General features: G+C 74.5%; 13 protein-coding genes (1 of these 13 only partly in view). 5 read left to right on the top strand and 8 right to left on the bottom strand.

Going from position 1 to position 17,224, the window contains the following annotated elements:
- Positions 1–111 precede the first annotated feature (111 nt).
- The 5 genes from WMF17_RS20645 to WMF17_RS20625 form a co-directional block, all read right to left on the bottom strand.
- Positions 112–417 (bottom strand): DUF3817 domain-containing protein, encoded by a 306-nt coding sequence (locus WMF17_RS20645; RefSeq protein WP_437581402.1) that lies wholly within the window; start codon positions 415–417, stop codon positions 112–114.
- 111 nt (positions 418–528) lie between these two features.
- The gene (locus tag WMF17_RS20640; RefSeq protein ID WP_437603790.1) at positions 529–1,761 is read right to left on the bottom strand and encodes a ferritin-like domain-containing protein; all 1,233 of its coding nucleotides are present in this window, start codon (positions 1,759–1,761) and stop codon (positions 529–531) included.
- A 216-nt stretch (positions 1,762–1,977) separates the two neighbouring features.
- On the bottom strand, positions 1,978–3,270 hold the full coding sequence (locus tag WMF17_RS20635) for a cytochrome P450 (RefSeq protein WP_437603789.1): 1,293 nt from the start codon (positions 3,268–3,270) through the stop codon (positions 1,978–1,980).
- A gap of 430 nt (positions 3,271–3,700) precedes the next feature.
- On the bottom strand, positions 3,701–4,723 hold the full coding sequence (locus tag WMF17_RS20630) for an ABC transporter permease (RefSeq protein ID WP_437603787.1): 1,023 nt from the start codon (positions 4,721–4,723) through the stop codon (positions 3,701–3,703).
- Positions 4,720–5,478: an ABC transporter ATP-binding protein gene (locus WMF17_RS20625; RefSeq protein ID WP_437603786.1), complete on the bottom strand. Its 759-nt coding sequence runs from the start codon at positions 5,476–5,478 to the stop codon at positions 4,720–4,722. Before WMF17_RS20625 ends, WMF17_RS20630 begins: the two co-directional genes overlap by 4 nt.
- A 77-nt stretch (positions 5,479–5,555) precedes the next feature.
- On the opposite strand from WMF17_RS20625, the gene WMF17_RS20620 reads away from it, so the two are divergent.
- The 4 genes from WMF17_RS20620 to WMF17_RS20605 are packed head-to-tail and all read left to right on the top strand — an operon-like array spanning position 5,556 to position 9,808.
- Positions 5,556–7,046, top strand: a complete 1,491-nt coding sequence (locus tag WMF17_RS20620) for a radical SAM protein (protein WP_437650838.1) — start codon at positions 5,556–5,558, stop codon at positions 7,044–7,046.
- On the top strand, positions 7,043–7,795 hold the full coding sequence (locus tag WMF17_RS20615) for an SDR family NAD(P)-dependent oxidoreductase (protein ID WP_437650836.1): 753 nt from the start codon (positions 7,043–7,045) through the stop codon (positions 7,793–7,795). Before WMF17_RS20620 ends, WMF17_RS20615 begins: the two co-directional genes overlap by 4 nt.
- Before the next feature lies 1 nt (position 7,796).
- A complete protein-coding gene (locus WMF17_RS20610; protein ID WP_437603783.1) occupies positions 7,797–9,104 on the top strand; it encodes a class-III pyridoxal-phosphate-dependent aminotransferase in 1,308 nt (435 codons plus the stop codon).
- Positions 9,101–9,808, top strand: coding sequence for an SDR family NAD(P)-dependent oxidoreductase (locus WMF17_RS20605; protein WP_437603782.1), 708 nt, complete (start codon positions 9,101–9,103; stop codon positions 9,806–9,808). The genes WMF17_RS20610 and WMF17_RS20605 overlap by 4 nt, the downstream gene beginning before the upstream one ends.
- On the opposite strand, the gene WMF17_RS20600 is transcribed toward WMF17_RS20605, so the two are convergent.
- Positions 9,757–10,443, bottom strand: a complete 687-nt coding sequence (locus WMF17_RS20600) for a DUF1349 domain-containing protein (RefSeq protein WP_437603780.1) — start codon at positions 10,441–10,443, stop codon at positions 9,757–9,759. The two genes, WMF17_RS20605 and WMF17_RS20600, sit on opposite strands and share 52 nt — an antisense overlap.
- A 192-nt stretch (positions 10,444–10,635) precedes the next feature.
- On the opposite strand from WMF17_RS20600, the gene WMF17_RS20595 reads away from it, so the two are divergent.
- On the top strand, positions 10,636–10,983 hold the full coding sequence (locus tag WMF17_RS20595; protein ID WP_437650834.1) for a hypothetical protein: 348 nt from the start codon (positions 10,636–10,638) through the stop codon (positions 10,981–10,983).
- Between the two features lie 365 nt (positions 10,984–11,348).
- Here WMF17_RS20595 and WMF17_RS20590 read toward each other — a convergent pair whose 3' ends face one another.
- Both WMF17_RS20590 and WMF17_RS20585 read right to left on the bottom strand, forming a co-directional pair.
- Positions 11,349–15,989, bottom strand: coding sequence for a HEAT repeat domain-containing protein (locus WMF17_RS20590; RefSeq protein WP_437650832.1), 4,641 nt, complete (start codon positions 15,987–15,989; stop codon positions 11,349–11,351).
- 37 nt (positions 15,990–16,026) lie between these two features.
- Positions 16,027–17,224 carry the 3' portion of a hypothetical protein gene (locus WMF17_RS20585; RefSeq protein WP_437603775.1) on the bottom strand. Its footprint extends 344 nt past the window's final position, so the window shows 1,198 of its 1,542 coding nt (coding positions 345–1,542); its start codon lies beyond the right edge, outside the window; the stop codon is at positions 16,027–16,029.

Genomic DNA, 17,224 nt, shown 5'->3' with positions numbered 1-17,224 from the left:
GTCGGCGCGCGCGGGCGACTCCGCGGCGAGGCGTGCGGGCGCTGGCGCGGTGCCCGGCTGACACGGCGGTGGGGCCAGGCGATCCCGCGATCGCGCCGCCACCGCGCCTGCCTACGACGACGGCAGGGTCGCCTCGATCTCGCGCCGCAGCGAGCGGTCGAAGACGAACGTCCCGAAGGGGACGATCGACGACACGAAGGCGAGCAGCGAGCGGCCGAGCGACCACCGGCGCCGGACGGCGGCGTGGACGAGCGCGGCGAGGAACAGCACGAAGAGGAGGCCGTGGGCGCTGCCGACGACGCGAACGGCGAGCGGCTGGTCGGCGAGGTACTTGAGCGGCATCGCGATGAAGAGCAGGAGCAGGTAGGACAGGCCTTCGAGGATCGCGATGAGGCGGAGCTGGCGAAGCGCGGTCATGACGGGAAGGTAGGCCAGGCGGCGGGGAGGTTCGTGAGATTCGTCTCGGGTATCGACGTCGTGCTCGTTTCTTGACGTAGGTGCGCTCGGGCGTCGGATCCAGGGGGGAGGCTACGCCGGGGCGTCGAGGCCGGCGCTGGCCGCGGCGGTGGAGGGCGGCGTGGACAGCAGCGCCTCCGCGCACGGCGCGATGACCTCGCGCGCGGCGTCGAGGTGGCAGCGCGCCCGCTCCGCTTCGGTGAGCCGGCCGTGATCGTGCCACGCGGCGGCGTCGATCCCGGGGCGCTCCGGGCCGCGGGCGGCGCGCACACCGGCGAGCGCCTCGTCGAACGCGCGGGCCACGGCGGCGCGCACCGGCTCGCCGCCGCGCGCGACGGCCCAGCGCACGAAGGCCCACGCGAGCTCGGCGTGCGCGGCCTCGTCGTCGGCGATCCTGTCGAGGGCGCGGCGCACCTCGGGGTCGCGTGCGCGGCTCCGCTGCGCGCCGGCCTGGAGCGCGGCGAGCGTCTCGCCCACGCAGCCCTCGCGCACGGCGCCGGCCGCGGCGCTGGCGAGCGTGGGCGCGTCGAGCGCCCCGTCCATGGCGAGCGCCCCCGGGCCGAGCGAGCGGCCGGCGTAGCGGCTCGCGAGCGTGAAGCAGGCCCGGGCGTGCTGGAGCTCGTCCGAGAGGGCGCGCTGCGCGGCCTCGATCAGGGCGGGCGGCGCGCCGAGGGCGAGCAGATCCAGGGTGAAGCGCGCGAACGACGCGACGGACGCGTGCTCGAGCCGCGCGTCGGCGAGCCACGCCTCGGCGAGGGCGGCGCGCGTCACGGGGTCGACCGCGAGCGGCTCGTCCGCCGCGGCGTCGAGCACCCAGTCGGCCCGCGTCTCGACGCCGGCGACGCGCGGCTCGCCGCCCACGAGGAACGGGCGGCCGCAGGCGCCGATGCCCGGGTCGTTGACGTCGTAGCAGCACTGGCCGTCCTCCAGCCGGCCACTCTCGTAGACCACGCAGGACACGGGGTTCGGATGGTACTCGCTCGGGCAGGTCTCGGCGCTCCCCCCCCCGCCGCCGCTTCCCCCAGCGCCGCCGTCGGAGCTGGCCCGGATCTCGTCCAGCGAGAAGCACCTCGTTTCCGAGGAGGTGCCCTGACCGCCGGCGCCGCCCTGACCGCCGGCGCCGCCCTGACCGCCGGCGCCGCCCTGACCGCCGGCGCCGCCGGTTCCTCCAGCCCCGCCGGTCCCACCCGCCCCTGTCGCCGCCCCGCCGCCGGTCCCGTCCTGGCAGCCGAGCGCCAGCGACAGGCCCGTGAACATGCCAGCTCCCACGATTTGCATGATGCGCGCGCGCAGCTCTCTGTTCATGGCACTCTGCCTCCCAGCGATGTGCCGTCGATCGGTATCCGAACCCTCAACTGCTCCGTTCCAGCTCTTCTATCGAGTCCGAGCGTACCCGGTCCGGCGATCGAGCGAAAGGGGCGACCCGGAGACGAAGACCGGCAAGACGCCAAAGACGTCGGGAGAACTCGGAGAGAGCTTCTTGGTGGCCTGTCCCGTCCTGAAGCGCGGCGGCCGCCGCGGTCACGCCGCGCCGAGCGTCACGGGCACGGCCGTGGGCTTGCGGAAGAACAGGCTGGGCGCGTAGCTCGGGCGCGCCCCGGCGGCGAGGCGCAGGCCGGGGAACGCGGCGCGCAACGCCTGCACGGCGCACCTCACCTCGATGCGCGCGAGCGCTGCGCCGATGCAGGTGTGCACCCCCCAGCCGAAGCCGAGGTGCCGCGCACGCGGGCCGGCGACATTGCGGTTCACGTCGAACCGCTGCGGGTCCGGGAAGACCGCCGGATCGTGGTTGGCGGCGCCGAAGAACGCGAACGCCGTGGCCCCCGCGGGGATCTCGACGCCGCCGACGACGGCCGGCGCCGTCGCGCGCCGCGGCTCCATCTGCACGGGGGCGTCGATCCGGAGCGTCTCCTCCATCGCCGCCTGGAGCAGCGCCGCGTCGCTGCCGATGGCGTCCCACAGCGCGGGCGCCTCGAGCAGGCGGAGCACGAGCGAGCCAATCAGGCTCGCCACGGTCTCGTAGCCGGCGAAGAACAGGATGATGAGGTGGGAGATCATCTCTTCGACCGACAGCGGCGCCTCGCCGTCGACACGGGCGCCGATCAGCGCGGTGATCAGGTCGTCGGCGGGCTCGGCGCGGCGCCGCTCGATGAGATCGGCCAGATAGCGCTCGTAGGCGACGAACCTCCGCGCGGCCTCGACCTTCCGCGCCGTGTCGAGCGCCGGCTCGTAGAGCTTGAACCGCTCGTCCTGACAGGCCCTGAGCAGCGGCGCGTCCTCCAGCGGTATCCCGACCAGGGCGGCGATGATCTGCAAGGGGAGCGGGAAGGCGAGCGCCTGCATCAGATCCACCGGATCGCCGCCCGGGTCCATCGCGCGCACCAGCGCCTCCGCCGCCAGGGCGATCGTCGGCTCGAGGGAGGCGACCCTCGCGGTCGTGAACGCCTTCGAGAACAGCGCCCGCGCGCGCGTGTGCCCGGGAGGGTCGTTGTTGAAGAGCGCCGGCGGCATCTGGTAGATGCCGCGCCGGAGCTCGGCAATCACCTCCGGCGGCAGATCCGGCGGCAGGTCGAGGATGTGCGCCGAGGAGAACCCGACCGGCTCGCGGAGCACCTGCGTGACCTCGGCGTGCCCCACGACGAGGTAAGCGGAGAACGCCTCGCTGTAAGCGACCGGCGCCTCCCGGTGCGCCGCCTGATAGAACGCGAGCGCGGGGTTGTCCGCATAGCTCGGCGAGAAGGGCTCGAACAGCGCGCCGACCCGGCGCGAGCTCTCGGCGACCGGCGGCCCCTGAAGCGTGTTCTCTGCGATCATCGAGCCCGAGCTTACCGGGGCCGGCGATCGAGCGAAAGGGGCCGCCGGTCGCCCGGGGGGCGGACTACAGGTCTGGCCTGTGCGTCACCTGCAGGGGACTCACGACGGCATCGCCGGAGCCTCGACCCAATCGAGCCGCATGCGCTCGCAGGGATAGCCGAGCCGGTCGGTCCGCGCGGCCAGCCTGAAGTTCGCCTTGGCGGTTCATTTCTCGCTCGCTCAACGTCGGTGTTCTAGCCGCAGCCGTCCTCGTCGCCGCTGCTGCCCCCGTTACCTCCGTCGCCCCCTTCCGTCGGGTTGCTGCAATCGACCCCGTCGACAACCCACAACCCGGTCGGCCCGTCGCATGTGGCGGTCGCTGTACCGCAATCGAGACCTCACGATCCAACGCGACCCTCCGGCGACCCCCTCCAGGTAGGGGTCGCCGCCCTCAGCGATGCCACCGGAAGAGCCGGAGGCTGAGCGCGAACGTCGCGACCGTCCAGCCGGCGAGGACGGCGATGCCGCCGGCGAGCTGGCCCGGATCGGTGGCACCGAACAGCAAGATCTCGCGGGTGAGCTGCACCATGTGCGTGCTCGGCAGGATGGCGCCCAGCGCGGCGAGCGGGCGGGGGAGGGCGTCGAGGGGGAAGAAGATCTCGGACAGGAAGACGAGCGGCAGGTTCACCGCGCTCACGATGTCGACCACGAGGTCCTCGGTCCTGAGGACGCAGGCGAGCACGAAGCCGATGCCCATGAACGCGAGCAGGCCGAGCAGCGAGACCAGGGCCACCCAGAGGGCCGACACCGCGGTGAACGGCACGTCGAAGAGCAGCGCGCCGGCCGCGGCGACGAGGGCGATCTGCCCGAGGACGAGGACGGAGCGCGCCGCGATCTGCGCCCCGACGAACGCCGCCTTCGGCATGGGCGTCGTCGCGAGCTTCTTCAGGAAGCGGTTCTGCCGGTAGAGCACCATCGTGTAGGCGGTCGCGAAGAGCCCGGCGAGCATGACGCTGAACGTGAGGATCCCCGGGAAGAGGTAGTGGACGTAGCCCCAGCGCGGGAGCTCCACGACGGCGAGCTCGGCCCGCACCCCGGGCGACGCGACGATCCCTCGCCCGAAGAGCCGGTCGCGCGGCCCCACGATCACCCGCGAGATCCCGTCACCGCGCGGGAGCACCACGACGGCGCTCGCGGTCCGCGCCCGGAGCCGCGCGAGCCCGGCGGCCTCGCTCTCCACGTGCACGAGCCGCGCGGGATCGAGCTCGCCGCCGAGCGCCTCCAGCGGGCGCTCGGCGGCGCCGGGGCCGGCGACGACGGCGATCGTCCGCTCCTCGAACGGGTGGCCGTTCATGAACACGAACCCGACGATGACGAGGAGCACGACCGGGAAGAGCAGCACGAAGCTGGTCGAGCTCGCGCTCCGCAGCACGTCGAGCAGCCGGAGGCGCGCGAGCGCCCAGAAGGCGCTCACGACGCCTCCTCCGCCTCGCCGCGGCGCATCCGGACCGCGCAGAAGTGGAAGAACGCGTCCTCGACCCCGAGCCCCGTCCGGCGGCCTTCGGGCACCGCGGCCACGAGCTCGTCCCGCGTCCCGCTCGCCCGGAGCTTGCCGCCGACGAGGAAGAGCAGCCGATCGCAGAGGCTGTCCGCCTCGCGCAGGTCGTGCGTCGTCATGACCACCGTGCGTTCGCGGGCCACGCAGCGCAGCACCTCGCCGATCTCCTGCTTGCCGGCCGGGTCGAGCGGCGCCGTGGGCTCGTCGAGGAAGAGCAGCTCGGGCTCGTGGACCAGCGCGGTGGCGATGAACAGGCGCGCCGCCTCGCCGCCCGACAGGCGCGCCATGGGCACCGACGCGCGCTGGGCGAGGCGCGCCCGCTCCAGGATCCGCGCCGCGCCGTCACGGACGCCGTAGATCGCGGCGAAGAGGCCGGCGTACTCCCGCGTCGTGCAGCGCTCGAGCTGGACCTCCTTCTGCATGACCACGCCGACCCGCCGCCGCGGGTAGGGCGGCACGGGCGCGCCGAAGAGGCGGACCGCGCCGCGCGTCGGCTCGCTGAGGCCCTCCAGGAGGTCGAGCAGCGTCGTCTTGCCGGCGCCGTTCGGGCCGAGGACGCCGACGAGGCCGGGGCCCTCGACGCGGAAGCTCACGTCCGAGAGCGCGGCGACCCCGCCGAAGGTCTTGGTGAGCGACTCGACCGCCACGATCTCGTCCGGCGCGCGGGGCATGCGCGCGAGCTTATCAGGCCGCGCGGGGCGTCGACGGGAGCGCGCTCGCCCCGACGAGCCTGATATCCTCCGCGTCCATGGGGACCGACCGGCTGATCCACGAGACCACGAGCCTGTGCCCGGCCTGCAAGATCGCCGTCCCCGCCCGGGTCGTGGCGACGCCCGCCGGCGAGGCGTGGATGCGCAAGGCGTGCCCCGAGCACGGCCCGCGCGACGTGCGGCTCTCGACGAGCGCGGCCTGGTACGAGTCGACGCGCGCAATCACGCCGGCCCCTGCGCCGCCGCGGGCGCCGCGGCGCCCGATCGAGCACGGCTGCCCCTTCGATTGCGGCCCGTGCGAGGCCCACACCCAGCGGGTCAGGATGCCGGTCGTCACGATCACGAGCGCCTGCGATCTCGACTGTCCCATGTGCTACGTGCACAACAAGAACGACGGCGCGTTCTTCATGAGCAAGGCCGAGTTCGGGGAGGTGCTCCGCCACCTCTGCGACGGCGCCGGCGGCGATCTCGACCTGATCAACCTCACGGGCGGCGAGCCCACGCTCCACCCCGAGCTGCCCGAGCTCGTCGCGATGTGCCAGGACGCGGGCATCCACCGCGTGAGCATCTGCAGCCACGGCTTCGGCCTGCTCAGGAACGACGCGCTCCTCCGGCGCCTCGCGGAGCTCGGGGCGCGGATCGCGCTCTCCTTCGACACCTTCGACGACGCCACGGACAGGGCCCTGAACGGCGTCAGGAGCGTCGACAAGAAGCTCGCCTGTCTCGAGCGGCTCGACGCCGCCGGCGTCGACACGACGCTCATCCCGGTCATGACCCGCGGCCTCAACGACCACGAGATCGGCCGCATCCTCGAGCTCGGCTTCCGGCTCGGCTGCGTCCGCCACCTCGAGGTCCACACGATGACGTTCACCGGCCAGAGCGGCGCCTCGTTCGATCGCAGCGGGCGCATCTCCACGCTCGAGGTCCTCGAGCGGATCGCCGAGACGACGGGCGGGCTCCTCTCGCCGGGCGACTTCGTCCCGTCGCCGTGCGCTCACCCGCTCTGCTACCAGGTCGCCTACCTGCTCATGGATCCCGCGGGGGGCCCGCCGATCCCGTTCACCCGGTTCATGAGCCGCGAGGCGCTCTACGCCTGCCTCGGCGACCACCTCTACCTGGAGCCGAGCGCGCGCCTCGAGCGCGCCATGCAGGACGCGATCGACGCGCTCTGGTCGCGCGGCGACGACGACCGCGCGCTCGGCCTCCTGAACGGCCTCCTGCGCGCGCTCTTCCCGGCGAAGAAGCCGCTCCGCAGGGAGGAGTCGCTGCGGATCAGCGAGCGCGCGGTGAAGGCGGTGTACGTCCACTCGCACATGGATGAGGAGACGTTCGACGTCGAGCGCGCGGCCCAGTGCTGCGACAGCAACTGTTACGCTGACGGGAGGACCGTGCCTGTGTGCAACTACAACGTGCTCTACAGGGAGAAGGAGCCGCGGTTCATGAGCGAGCCGCGGACGTGGCCGGATCGATCCGGCGGGCGGCGCGCCCTCCCGCTCCTCTCGCCGTCGCCTCGCCGGGAGGCCCCGTGAGCGCCGCCTCCGGCCTCCTCGCCGGCCGGCGCTGCCTCGTCACGGGCGGCTCGCGCGGGCTCGGGCGCGCGATCGCCCTCGCGCTCGCCCGGCACGGCGCGCGCGTCGCCTTCACCTACGCGACCGACGACGCGGACGCCGCGGAGGCGGGCCGACAGATCGCCGCGACAGGCGCCCCGCCGCTCGTCTTCAAGGGCTCGGTGGCGGACGCCGCCCACGTGAAGGACACCCTCGCCGCGCTGCACCGCGCCTGGGGCGGGCTCGACGTGCTGGTCAACAACGCCGGCATCACGCAGGTCCTGCCCATCTCGCTGCTCGAGGAGGAGGACTGGGACCTCGTGATGGACGTGAACGTGAAGGGCGCCTACCTCATGAGCCGCGCCGCGCTGCGGTTCATGATCCGCGAGAAGCGCGGCGTCATCCTGAACATCGGCAACTTCGCGTCGGAGCGCGTGATCGAGGCGCCGGTCCACTACGCCGCCTCGAAGTCGGCCCTGCGCGGCCTCACCGAGGCGCTCGCGCGCGAGGTCGGCCGCTACGGCGTGCGCGTGAACCTCCTCGGCCCCGGCCTCCTCGAGGAGGGCATGGCGCAGGGGCTCCCGCAGCACCGCCAGGCGGAGTACGTCGCGCACTGCGGGCTGCGTCGCCTCGGCCGCGTCGACGAGATCGCCGAGCTCGCGGTGTTCCTGTGCTCCGACGACAGCGCCTTCATGAGCGCCGCCAAGCTCGTCGCCGACGGAGGGCTCTGACGTGGACGCGTTCGACGACATCCTGCGCGACGGGTTCGACGACTACCGCGCCTTCGTGAACCCGCTCATCGCGCAGCGGGCGAAGCTCGCCCGCGAGCCCATCCGGGTCGTGCGCGCCGAGGGCGGCCTCCTCGTCGACAGCGAGGGCCTCGTGATCGAGGACTTCCACGGCACCCAGGCCTTCGGTCATCGCAACCCGGGCATCGCCCGCGCCGTGCGCGCCTTCCTCGACTCGGACGCGCCCTCCTGGTACCCGTCGCGCGTCAACCCGTTCGCCGGCCGCCTGGCGCGCCGCCTCTGCGAGCGCGTGGGCCACTACGACAACGTCTTCTTCGGGTGCACGGGGAGCGACGCCGTCGAGGCGTCGCTCAAGCTCGCCCGCGCGCTCACTCGGAAGCCCGTCCTCGTCGGGCTGACCGGCGCCTACCACGGCTGTTCTTACGGGAGCGTCTCGTTCATGGGGGAGGGGTACCTCCGCGACCCGTTCGTGCCCCTCCTGCAGGGCGCCACGTCGATCCCGTTCGGCGACGTCGACGCGCTCGCCCGGGTGTTCGCCGGGGGCGACGTGGCGGCGGTGCTCGTGGAGCCGATCCAGGGCGAGGGCGGCGTGCGCGAGCTGCCGCCGCCGTTCGTCGAGGCGCTCTGCGACCTCACGGCGAGGCACGGCGCGCTGCTCATCGCCGACGAGGTGCAGACGGGCATCGGCCGCTCCGGGCGCGGCTTCCTCGCGACCGAGCGCTGGCCGCGCCGGCCGGACGTGGTGCTGCTGGCGAAGCAGCTCGGCGGCGGTCTCCTGCCGCTCTCGGCGATGCTGACGAGGCGCGACCTCTTCGTGCGCGCCTACGGCAGCCAGTTCGCCGCGGGCGAGAGCCACAACAACACCATGGGTTACAACGCCCTCTCCGCGGTCGCGGGGCTCGCCGCGCTCGACCTGATCACGGACGAGCTCATCGCGTACATCCGCGAGACGGGCGCGTACCTCCGCGAGCGGCTGGAGTCGGCGCTCCGGCCGAACCGGCTGTTCAGGGAGGTGCGCGGCGCGGGCCTGATGCTCGGCGTGCAGCTCGAGCCGCCGGATCACCCCTGGCTCTCCTTCGAGCATTTCGGGTTCCCGGATCTCGCGCACCAGTCGGTTGTGTCGCCGCTCGTGTGCCACCGCCTCTATCGCCGTGGCTTCTTCTGCTTCACCTGCGGGCACGACTGGACGATCTTCCGGCTCCAGCCTCGGTTCGACATCCCGCGCGGCACGCTCGACACCTTCGTCGACGCCGCGGCCGAGGCGCTCGCGTACGTGGAGGGCCTGACATGAAGCACGTCGTCGTCTTCGGGGGCACGGGCGCCGTCGGCGCCGCGGTGCTGCGCGCGCTCGCCTCGCGCGGGGCGAGCGCCACGTTCACGTACTGCCGGAGCGAGGTCCGGGCGGCCGAGCTGTCGCGCGAGCTCGGCTTCCGCGCCGTCCGGCTCGATCTCACCGACGCCGCCGCGCTCCGCGAGCTCGTCGGCCGGATGGGCGCGGACGAGCCGGTGCCCGCCGCGGCGATCCACTGCGCCGGGAGCCTCGACGCCACGCCGGGGCTCGAGCTGTCGGACGAGGCGTGGGACCGGGCCTATGCGTCGAACGCCCGCGCGGCGTTCCTTGTCGCCCGCGATGTCGGGGCGGTGATGGCGCGGGGCGGCGGCGGGGAGATCGTCCTCGTCGGCGGGCCCGATCGCGCGCAGTCGCTGCCGATCCCGGTCGCGTTCGCGGCGAGCCAAGGGATGATCGCGGCCACCGCCATGGCGCTCGCGAAGGAGCTCGGCCCGCGGCGGGTGCGGGTCAACATGGTGGCGCTGGGCCTGCTCGACGCCGGGCTATCGACGCGGCTCGACGAGGGCCTCCGCAGAGAGTACCTCGCGTTCTCGGCCCTGCGGCGCCTCGGCACGCCGGACGAGGCCGCGGCCGCGATCGCGTGGCTGGCCCTTCACAACACGTACGTGAGCGGCAAGGTCATCCCGGTCAACGGCGGCATCTGACCGGCGCGCGCCAGCGCTGCGTCCCTCTCGGCGTGTCCGCTGCGCAGGTCGCCGACCCGGCGCGGCGTGAAGCGGATGTCGTCGAAGACGGCGGTGCAGCCGTCGCCTGCCGGCGACTGGGCCGAGAAGCCGACGTCGAGCTCGGTTGCGCTGCCGAGCGAGAAGCTGCGGAGCACGTGCCAGATCGTCCCGTCGGTGGAGGCGTGGAACGCGCACATCCGCCCGAGCCGCGAGACGCGCAGCCAGACGTGGTCGGCGTCCACGTTGAAGGCCCTGCGGCCGTCGGACAGGCCGCGGGTCACCACGGAGACGACCGTCGGCACGCGCTCCGGCGACAGCTCGAAGCAGAGCTTGGCCCACGCGCGTTCGTGCGCCCAGAGCAGCAGCACGCCGGCGTCGTGCGCCGCCGCGAAGCCCACGGTCACCCGCGCGCTGGCGAGGAAATCCCCCTGCGGCGTCCCGAGCAGGCGCGGCGCGTTCAGGACGCCGGCGGTGCGCTCCGGATCGAGGAACAGGTCGGTCTTGCCGCCCGCCGTGACGGTCAGGCACGATGCCTTGCCGGCGCTCCAGCTCCTGGGCGGTACCTCCCAGCGTAGCGGCGTCGGCAACGGCGCCAGGTGCACAGGATCACTCACCTCGGTTCCCTCCCCCCTGCATGGCGAGCATTGTACCGGAGTATGCTCCTGACCTGGTGTCGAATCGTTACTGTGTGTATGCAGGATCTCAGGTTGATGAAAATTACCGTCTTTCTGATGTCCTGCTGTGTGGCTGTAAGCCTGGCCGGTTGCTTGAGGGCGAAGCGCGGTCCCCCCGAGTTTTTGTTGGGGATGAGGCCCGTGCGGTCGGGTGGGAGCTCCTATGGTGATGCGGCGGCGGCGCTCGCCGCCGCGGCCGGGGCGGCTGTGGTGAACCGCGAGGTCTACGACACCTGCTACGCGATCTGTGAGATCGGGACGGCGTGCGACGCGGCGACGGGGTTGTGTGTGCGGCTGCCGTGTGGAGGGAAGTGCCCGGCGGATCGCCGCTGCAAGGTGGTCGAGGGCAAAGAGGCCTGCGTCCTCGGGGAGCCCGACCGCGGTGTTGTGCCTTTGCCGGCCGAGCCGGGGGGAGCGGCGGGCCAGGTCGAAGGGGCGGGAGGAGCGGCAGGCCAGGTCGAAGGGGCGGGAGCGAAATGATGAGACGCGCGCGACGGCGCACATCGTTCGGCTCCTGGCAGGAAGGGAGAATTCAACACCAAGGCGCCAAGGCGCAAAGACGCAAAAAAGAGGATGGGGGAGGGGGGCCGACCTGGCAGATCGATGATCTGCGTGGTGTCTGTGTCACCGGCTGCTCACCGAAAGCGATGGCGCAGAGGTGCTCATGACAGGAATGACGATGAGCTGCCAAGGAAACCAAAGAGAACGAGATGGCCTGATGCGTATGCTGTGATTCTATCTCTCCTCTTTTTTTTTTGCGTCTTTGCGCCTTGGCGCCTTGGCGTTGAATTCTCTCTCTCTCTCTCTCTCAGCCGGCCATCCTGCGGAGCAACCCTGTCCCCGCATCACAGCGTCCCGATCCGCCGCATCACCTCTGCGTAGACCTCCCGTCGATCCGGCCGCGCGTGCCCCAGCGCCTCCTTGAGGGCAGGGATCGCCGGCGCGCCCACGTGCGCGAGCCCCTCGGCGGCCGCTCGGCGGACGGCCTTGTGCGGGTGCAGCAGCAGGCCCACGATCGCGGGGATCGCAGGCGGCCACGGCGCGAAGCTGAGGATGCGGATCGCCGAGCGGACCACGTCGGGCAGCGGATCCGAGAGGAGCGCGCACGTCGCGCGCAGGTAGGCGGCGCGGTCCACCGCGTCGCGCAGCAGCCGGTGCGCGTGGAGCCGCACCCGGGGACGCCGATCGCCGAGCAGCTCCACGAGCAGCGCCGCGAGCTCCTCGTCCGGCGCCCCGGCGAGCGCCGACAGCGCCCGGCGGGACTGCTCCGGATCACCGGCGCGCGCGAGCCGCACCAGCTCCTGCCGCGCCGGGCCGTGGTCACCCGCCGCGCGCGCCCGCGGCTCCGGGCGCGCGCGCAGCGCCGCGAGCGCCCGCGCGTCCTCGTCCGCACCGCCGGGCGGCCGGATCGGGCCGTCCACGAGGGAGATCCGCTCCGCCAGGTCGGCCCGCCCCTCGGCGCGCAGGCGCCTCACGACGGCCTCGAGCTCCGGCGTGCGCAGCAGCAGCTCGCCCGTGACCAGGTCGAGGTAGCCCCACGCCCCCTGCCGGACGCGTTCGACGAGCCGCGCCGCCCGCACGTCGGGGGCGATGCGGCGGAGCGCCTGGGCCGCCGCCGCGCGCGTCGCCGGCGCGCCCGTCTCCCACCACCCGAGCAGCAGCGGGAACAGGCGCTCGACCGCCGACCGATCGAGCAGGGCCGCGAGACGCGCCGCGCGCTCCCGGCGCAGCTCGTCGCTGGCGTCGCCCCGGAGCTCCTCCTCCGTGACATCGAGCAGCGAGCCCGCCAGACGCGGCAGGCTCCGCCCATCCAGGCCCTCGACGTCGCCGCGCAGGTGAGCGCGCAGCACGGCCGCGCGGACGTCCTCCTCCGGCCACGAGAGCAGCGCGGTGGCCGCCGCGCGCCGCTCGGCCGGCGCGGGCGCGTCCAGCATCGACAGCAGGCGCCCGCGGAGCGCGGCCGAGCGCGGCTGGTCGAGATCGGACGGCCGCGGCGCCCGCGCGCCGCCGCTCCGCGATGCCGCCTGCTCGGCGAGGGTCCAGGGCGGCGCGCCGATCGGCTGCAGCGACTCCATCCAGTCCAGGAGGAGCGCCCGCGCCGGCTCGGCCGCGGACGGGAACACCTCGATCAGCGCGGCGAGCTGCGCCCGCGAGCCGACCCCGCCGCGCGGCCCCTCCGCCCGGAGCGCCGCGAGCTCCCCCGGCTCCTGCGCCGCGGCCCGGAGCGCCGCCTGCCACGCGGCCGCGCCCTCGGGATCCGCGCCCTCGCCCGCCTCCGCCGGCGCGCCGAACACCTCGCGCAGGATCGCCGCCTCCGCCGTCCACGGATCGGCGGCCACGCGCGCCATGGCGAGCGCCTGCTCGACGTCGGTGCGCCCGAGGATCGCCCCGCACCGCCGCAGCACCTCGAGCGGCGACCGGCGCGCCCCGGGCGCCGGCGCGAGCCCGCGCACGCGCGCCGCCACGCCCAGCGCCTCGGCCGCCGGGAGCTCCGGCGCCGCCGCCTCGAGCAGCGAAAGGAGACCGTCGCGCAGATCGGCCGCCGCCGCGGCGAGCCCGTCGAGCAGCACCGCGACCTGCCTCGCGAGCGCGCGCGCCTCGCCGGGCGACCACGGGGCAGGGGAGGCGCGGACGAGCAGCCGGAGCGCCGCGTCGCGCAGCGCCGGCTCGGACGCCGCGAGGCGGAGCCACTCCGGCGCGAGCTGCCGCAGGGCCGCGAGCCCGTCCTGCGGCAGCGCCGCCTCCCGCTCGAGCAGCCGCCGCGCCGTCGCGTTGTCCCAGCCGCCCCGGGCCAGCGCGGCCGCGAGCGCCGCCGCGGCGAGCGCCTCCCCCGCGCCCGGCGGCGCCGGTGCACCCGCGGATCCCTGCTCGCGCCGGTGCGGGTCGCGCGCCTCGAGGTCCGCGGCGAGCTCGGCGGCGGTCCCGGAAGCGAGCGCGACCTCCCCGGCCATCGCCCGCTCCAGCAGCCGCGCCGCCGCGGCCGATCCCTGGCGGATCCCGCTCCGGATCGCCTGCGCCGACAGCGTGCGGCCCACCGCGTCGAGCAGCCGGTCGCGCGCGCGCTCGTCCTCCGCGGCCTCGGCGGCGGCGAGGATCGTCGCCGCGCACGCCGGCCCGACGATCGCCCGCAGCGCGGCCTCGAGCGCGGCGCGCAGCCCCGGGTTGTCGTGGCGGCCGAGCCAGAAGACGAGCCTCGGCACGGCCTCTGGCCCGCCCGCCCGCGATAGCGCCTCGGCCGCCGTCTTCTTGATGCTCATGCTCGGGTGATCGAGGCACGCGGCGATCGCGGGGCAGGCCCAGCGTGCCTCCATGGCGCCGAGCGCGCGCAGCGCCTGCCGCGCCGTCTGCACGTCGCCGGCGCCCGTGAGGAGCGTCAGGCTGGCCGAGAGCGCCTCGGCGCCGCCCTGGGCGAGCAGCGCGATCACGCGCTTGCGCACGTGCGGGTCGCGGTGGCGGAGGAGGCGCGGGACGCGCGGGCGCGCGCGCCGCCACGGCGCCGAGCGCAGCAGGTCCACGAGGAGGGCGCGCTCGCCCGCGGACAGGCCGGGCCGATCGAGGAGGTCGAGGGTCAGGCTCGCGAGCAGCGCGTCGCCGGCCTCGCGCTCGCTCGCGTCGAGCAGGCACACGGGCCGGATCTTCCGGCGCCGGTGGAGCCGCCGGCCGAGGCCGCGGATCGCCTCCGCGACCTCCGCCGGCACCGCCGGCTCCGCGGGCCGCTGGGGGCCCTGGTCGATCGCGGGCTCGAGCCGCTCGGCCGGCCCGCCGGGAGCCCACGCGGCCGCGAGATCCGCCGCGATCCGGAGCAGCAGGTCGGCGATCGCCGGGAGCGCGCGCGCATCGCCGGCGCGCGCGAGCGCCGGCAGCGCGTCCACGGGCGTGTACCGCTCCACCGCATGCTGGAGCACCGCGAGCTCCGCCGGATCGGCCCCGCCGAGATCGGCGGCGAGATCGACCGGCAGATCGCGGGGGTTCAGGCGGGCGAGGAGCGCGCGCCGGTCCCCGGGCTCCTCCGTCAGATGCCAGAGCAGCGTCACGGCACGATACCGTTGGTGACGGATATTCAGGGCGATCGATGGGGCGATCGATGGCGCGATGGTCGCGCCTGCGCCTGCGCCGTCGAGGCCGAGGGCGGTGCGGAGCGCGTCCGCCGTGCGCTGGCCGCCGATCGCGGCGAGCGTGTCCAGGGCCTCGGCGGGCGCGCGCGGCAGCGCGGCGAGCACGTCGTCCTCTGCGGCCGCGTGGCGAAGGGCGCCGATCGCGCGCAGCAAGGGCGCGGGCGAGGCGGCCTCGCGGAGCTTCTCGGCGAGCATGTCCCCGAGGGGGAGGTCTGTCGCGCCCTGCTCCGCCATGGCGACGGCGATCGCGGCCCGGCGCGGCCAGCGCGCGTCGCTGGCTGGCGCTGCGGCGAGCGCATCGAAGAGCGCGCGCCTGCAGGTGAAGGTGATCGCCGCGACGTCGCCGGCGGGGAGGGTTGGATCGGCGAGGGCGAGCTCGAGGATCGCCGCCGCGTGCTCCGGGGCAGGGAAGTGGCCGCGCCGGTGCAGCGCGCGCAGGCAGGCGATCGCGCTCGGGCCGAGCAGCAGCGGATCGCGCGCGGCGAGCTCGAGGATCGCGCCGACGTCCTCGCGGGTCGCGCGCTCGCCCAGGAGCGCGAGCGCCCGCTGCCGGAGCCGCGGCGGCGCGTCCTCGCGCGCGGCGACCTCGCGGAGCGGCGCGCCCTCGCCGTGGCGCGCCGCGGCCTCCAGCGCGGCCGCGGCCACCTCGGGATCGCCGCGCAGGAGCTGATCGAGGTGCGCGCCCGGGAGCGGCGCCCCGGCGAGGACCGCCCACGGCTCGGCGAGCTCGCGCAGCGCGGCGGCGGCGACCGCGGGCGCCGTCGCGAAGGCGAGCGCGCCGAGGACCGCGCGCGCCTGCGCCGGCGCGAGCAGCGCCGCGTGGAGGCAGCGCCGGGTCAGATCGAGCGCTGCGGCCTGGAGGACCGGGTCGCGGCGCGCCGCGAGCTCGGGGAGGAGCGCCTCGGGCGCGGGGATCTCGTCCGGGTCGAGGGCGTGGAGCGCCTGGTAGACGAGCTCGCCGGCGGGCTCGTCGCGGAGGACCTCGGGCCGCGTGAGGATCTCGGTCCGCAGCCAGGCGACGCGGACGGGCGCATGGAGCGCGGCCTCGCGCCACGCCGGCAGCCGCTGCTCCGGGAGGAACGGCCAGAGCTCGCGGTAGAGCCCGGCGAGGAGCAGCGCTTCCTCCGGCGTCCCGTCCCCGTCGATCGCGCGCGGCAGCATCGCCGCGAGCGCCCGCCGCGCGCCCGCGCTGCGACGGGCGGCGGCCTGCGCGATCCGCGAGAGCCCCAGGTAACGCACGCGCGCCTCGCCGTGCCGCACGAGCTGGCGGAGCACCTCGTCGGTGCAGCGCGCCTCGTCGAGGTGCTCGTCGAGCCACCGCACATCTCCGCGGCGCAGCGGCGCCGCGAGCGCCTCGTCCAGGTGCATCATCGGGCGGTCATCGTAGACCAGCCCGCGCGCCGCCCGCTCACCGTCTCCGCGACAGATCGAGCAGCGCCCTCGCGCGCGAGTACGCGATGTACGGGTTGTCTCCGGAGCCGCCCAGATCGTCGCCGTCCTCGCCTGCGCCCTGCGGCCTCACCGGAATCCAGAGATAGTCCGGGTGCATCGCCTTGCCGTTCACGCCGTTGGCGAGGGCGGGGTTCTTGATCCACTCGCCGCCGAGCACCGTCAGCCGGTCATCGAGCTCGAGCACGTAGTGGAGCTCCGAGCTGAGGATCGGGACGCTGCGCAGCGCGGGCGGCTGGAGGAGCTGCGCGGGGCTCACCTCGTCCGAGATCATCCCGTAGCGCGCCCCGACGCGCATGAAGCGCCGCGCGTTCGGGTTGAACCGGTAATTATAGCAATCGGCCCCCTGGTACCCGCCGTTACAGACGAGCCGCGCCGCCTCCTGCGCGCTCACCTCCGCCATCGAGTCGATGTTGAAGGACGTGACCGGGTAGCTCCACACCTCGCGGTGCCAGGTGTAGTCGACAACGAACGAGCGCCGCCCGTGCCCGCTCGACGCGGAGCTGATCGAGCTCGCGCCCAGCCCGAGCAGGCCGGTCATGGCCACGTGCATCGTCCCCGGGTTCAGATCGCGGCACGCGGCGTCGACCGGCCTGCCGTAGACGTCGCGCTGGACGAGGTCCTCCCGCGCCTCGCAGCGCCGCCCCGACACGGTGGCGGAGTCGTTGTGATAGACCTCGGTCATCAGCGCCTCGATGTCGGCCGTGCGGAACAGGATGCACCCCCGCTCGACGGACGCGCACTCGGTCAGCGTGCTGCCGGAGAGCTTCACGCGGATGTCGCGCAGCGGCGGGCCGCCGCCCTCGGCGACGACGTAGGCCGCCCAGCCGTTGCAGTGTCCCCACCAGTATTCCGGGGTCACGCCCTGATACAGGCCGTGGTGTTGCAGCTCCCAGTACGTCGTTGGCCCCACCACCCGCGTCGCCCGTGGAGCGCGCGGCGCCGCGCGCGTCCCCTCCGGCAGGCCCGTCTCGTCGGCGCCGGCGCCGGCGGGCGCCTCGAGCGACCGGGCCTGTCCTGCGTAGAACAGGAGATCGTACTTCTCCGCCGGCGAGAGGTTGTCCGGATCGGACGTCAGATCGCCGTAGTCCTTGACCACGGAGTTCCAGCGGTCCGCGATGCCGTTCCTGTTCTGGGGCCACCACTGCGAGGCGAAG

Origin of the sequence: Sorangium sp. So ce362, assembly GCF_051519845.1 — a bacterium.
GTDB lineage: Bacteria > Myxococcota_A > Polyangia > Polyangiales > Polyangiaceae > Sorangium.
This window is presented reverse-complemented; position numbering and strand designations above follow the sequence as displayed.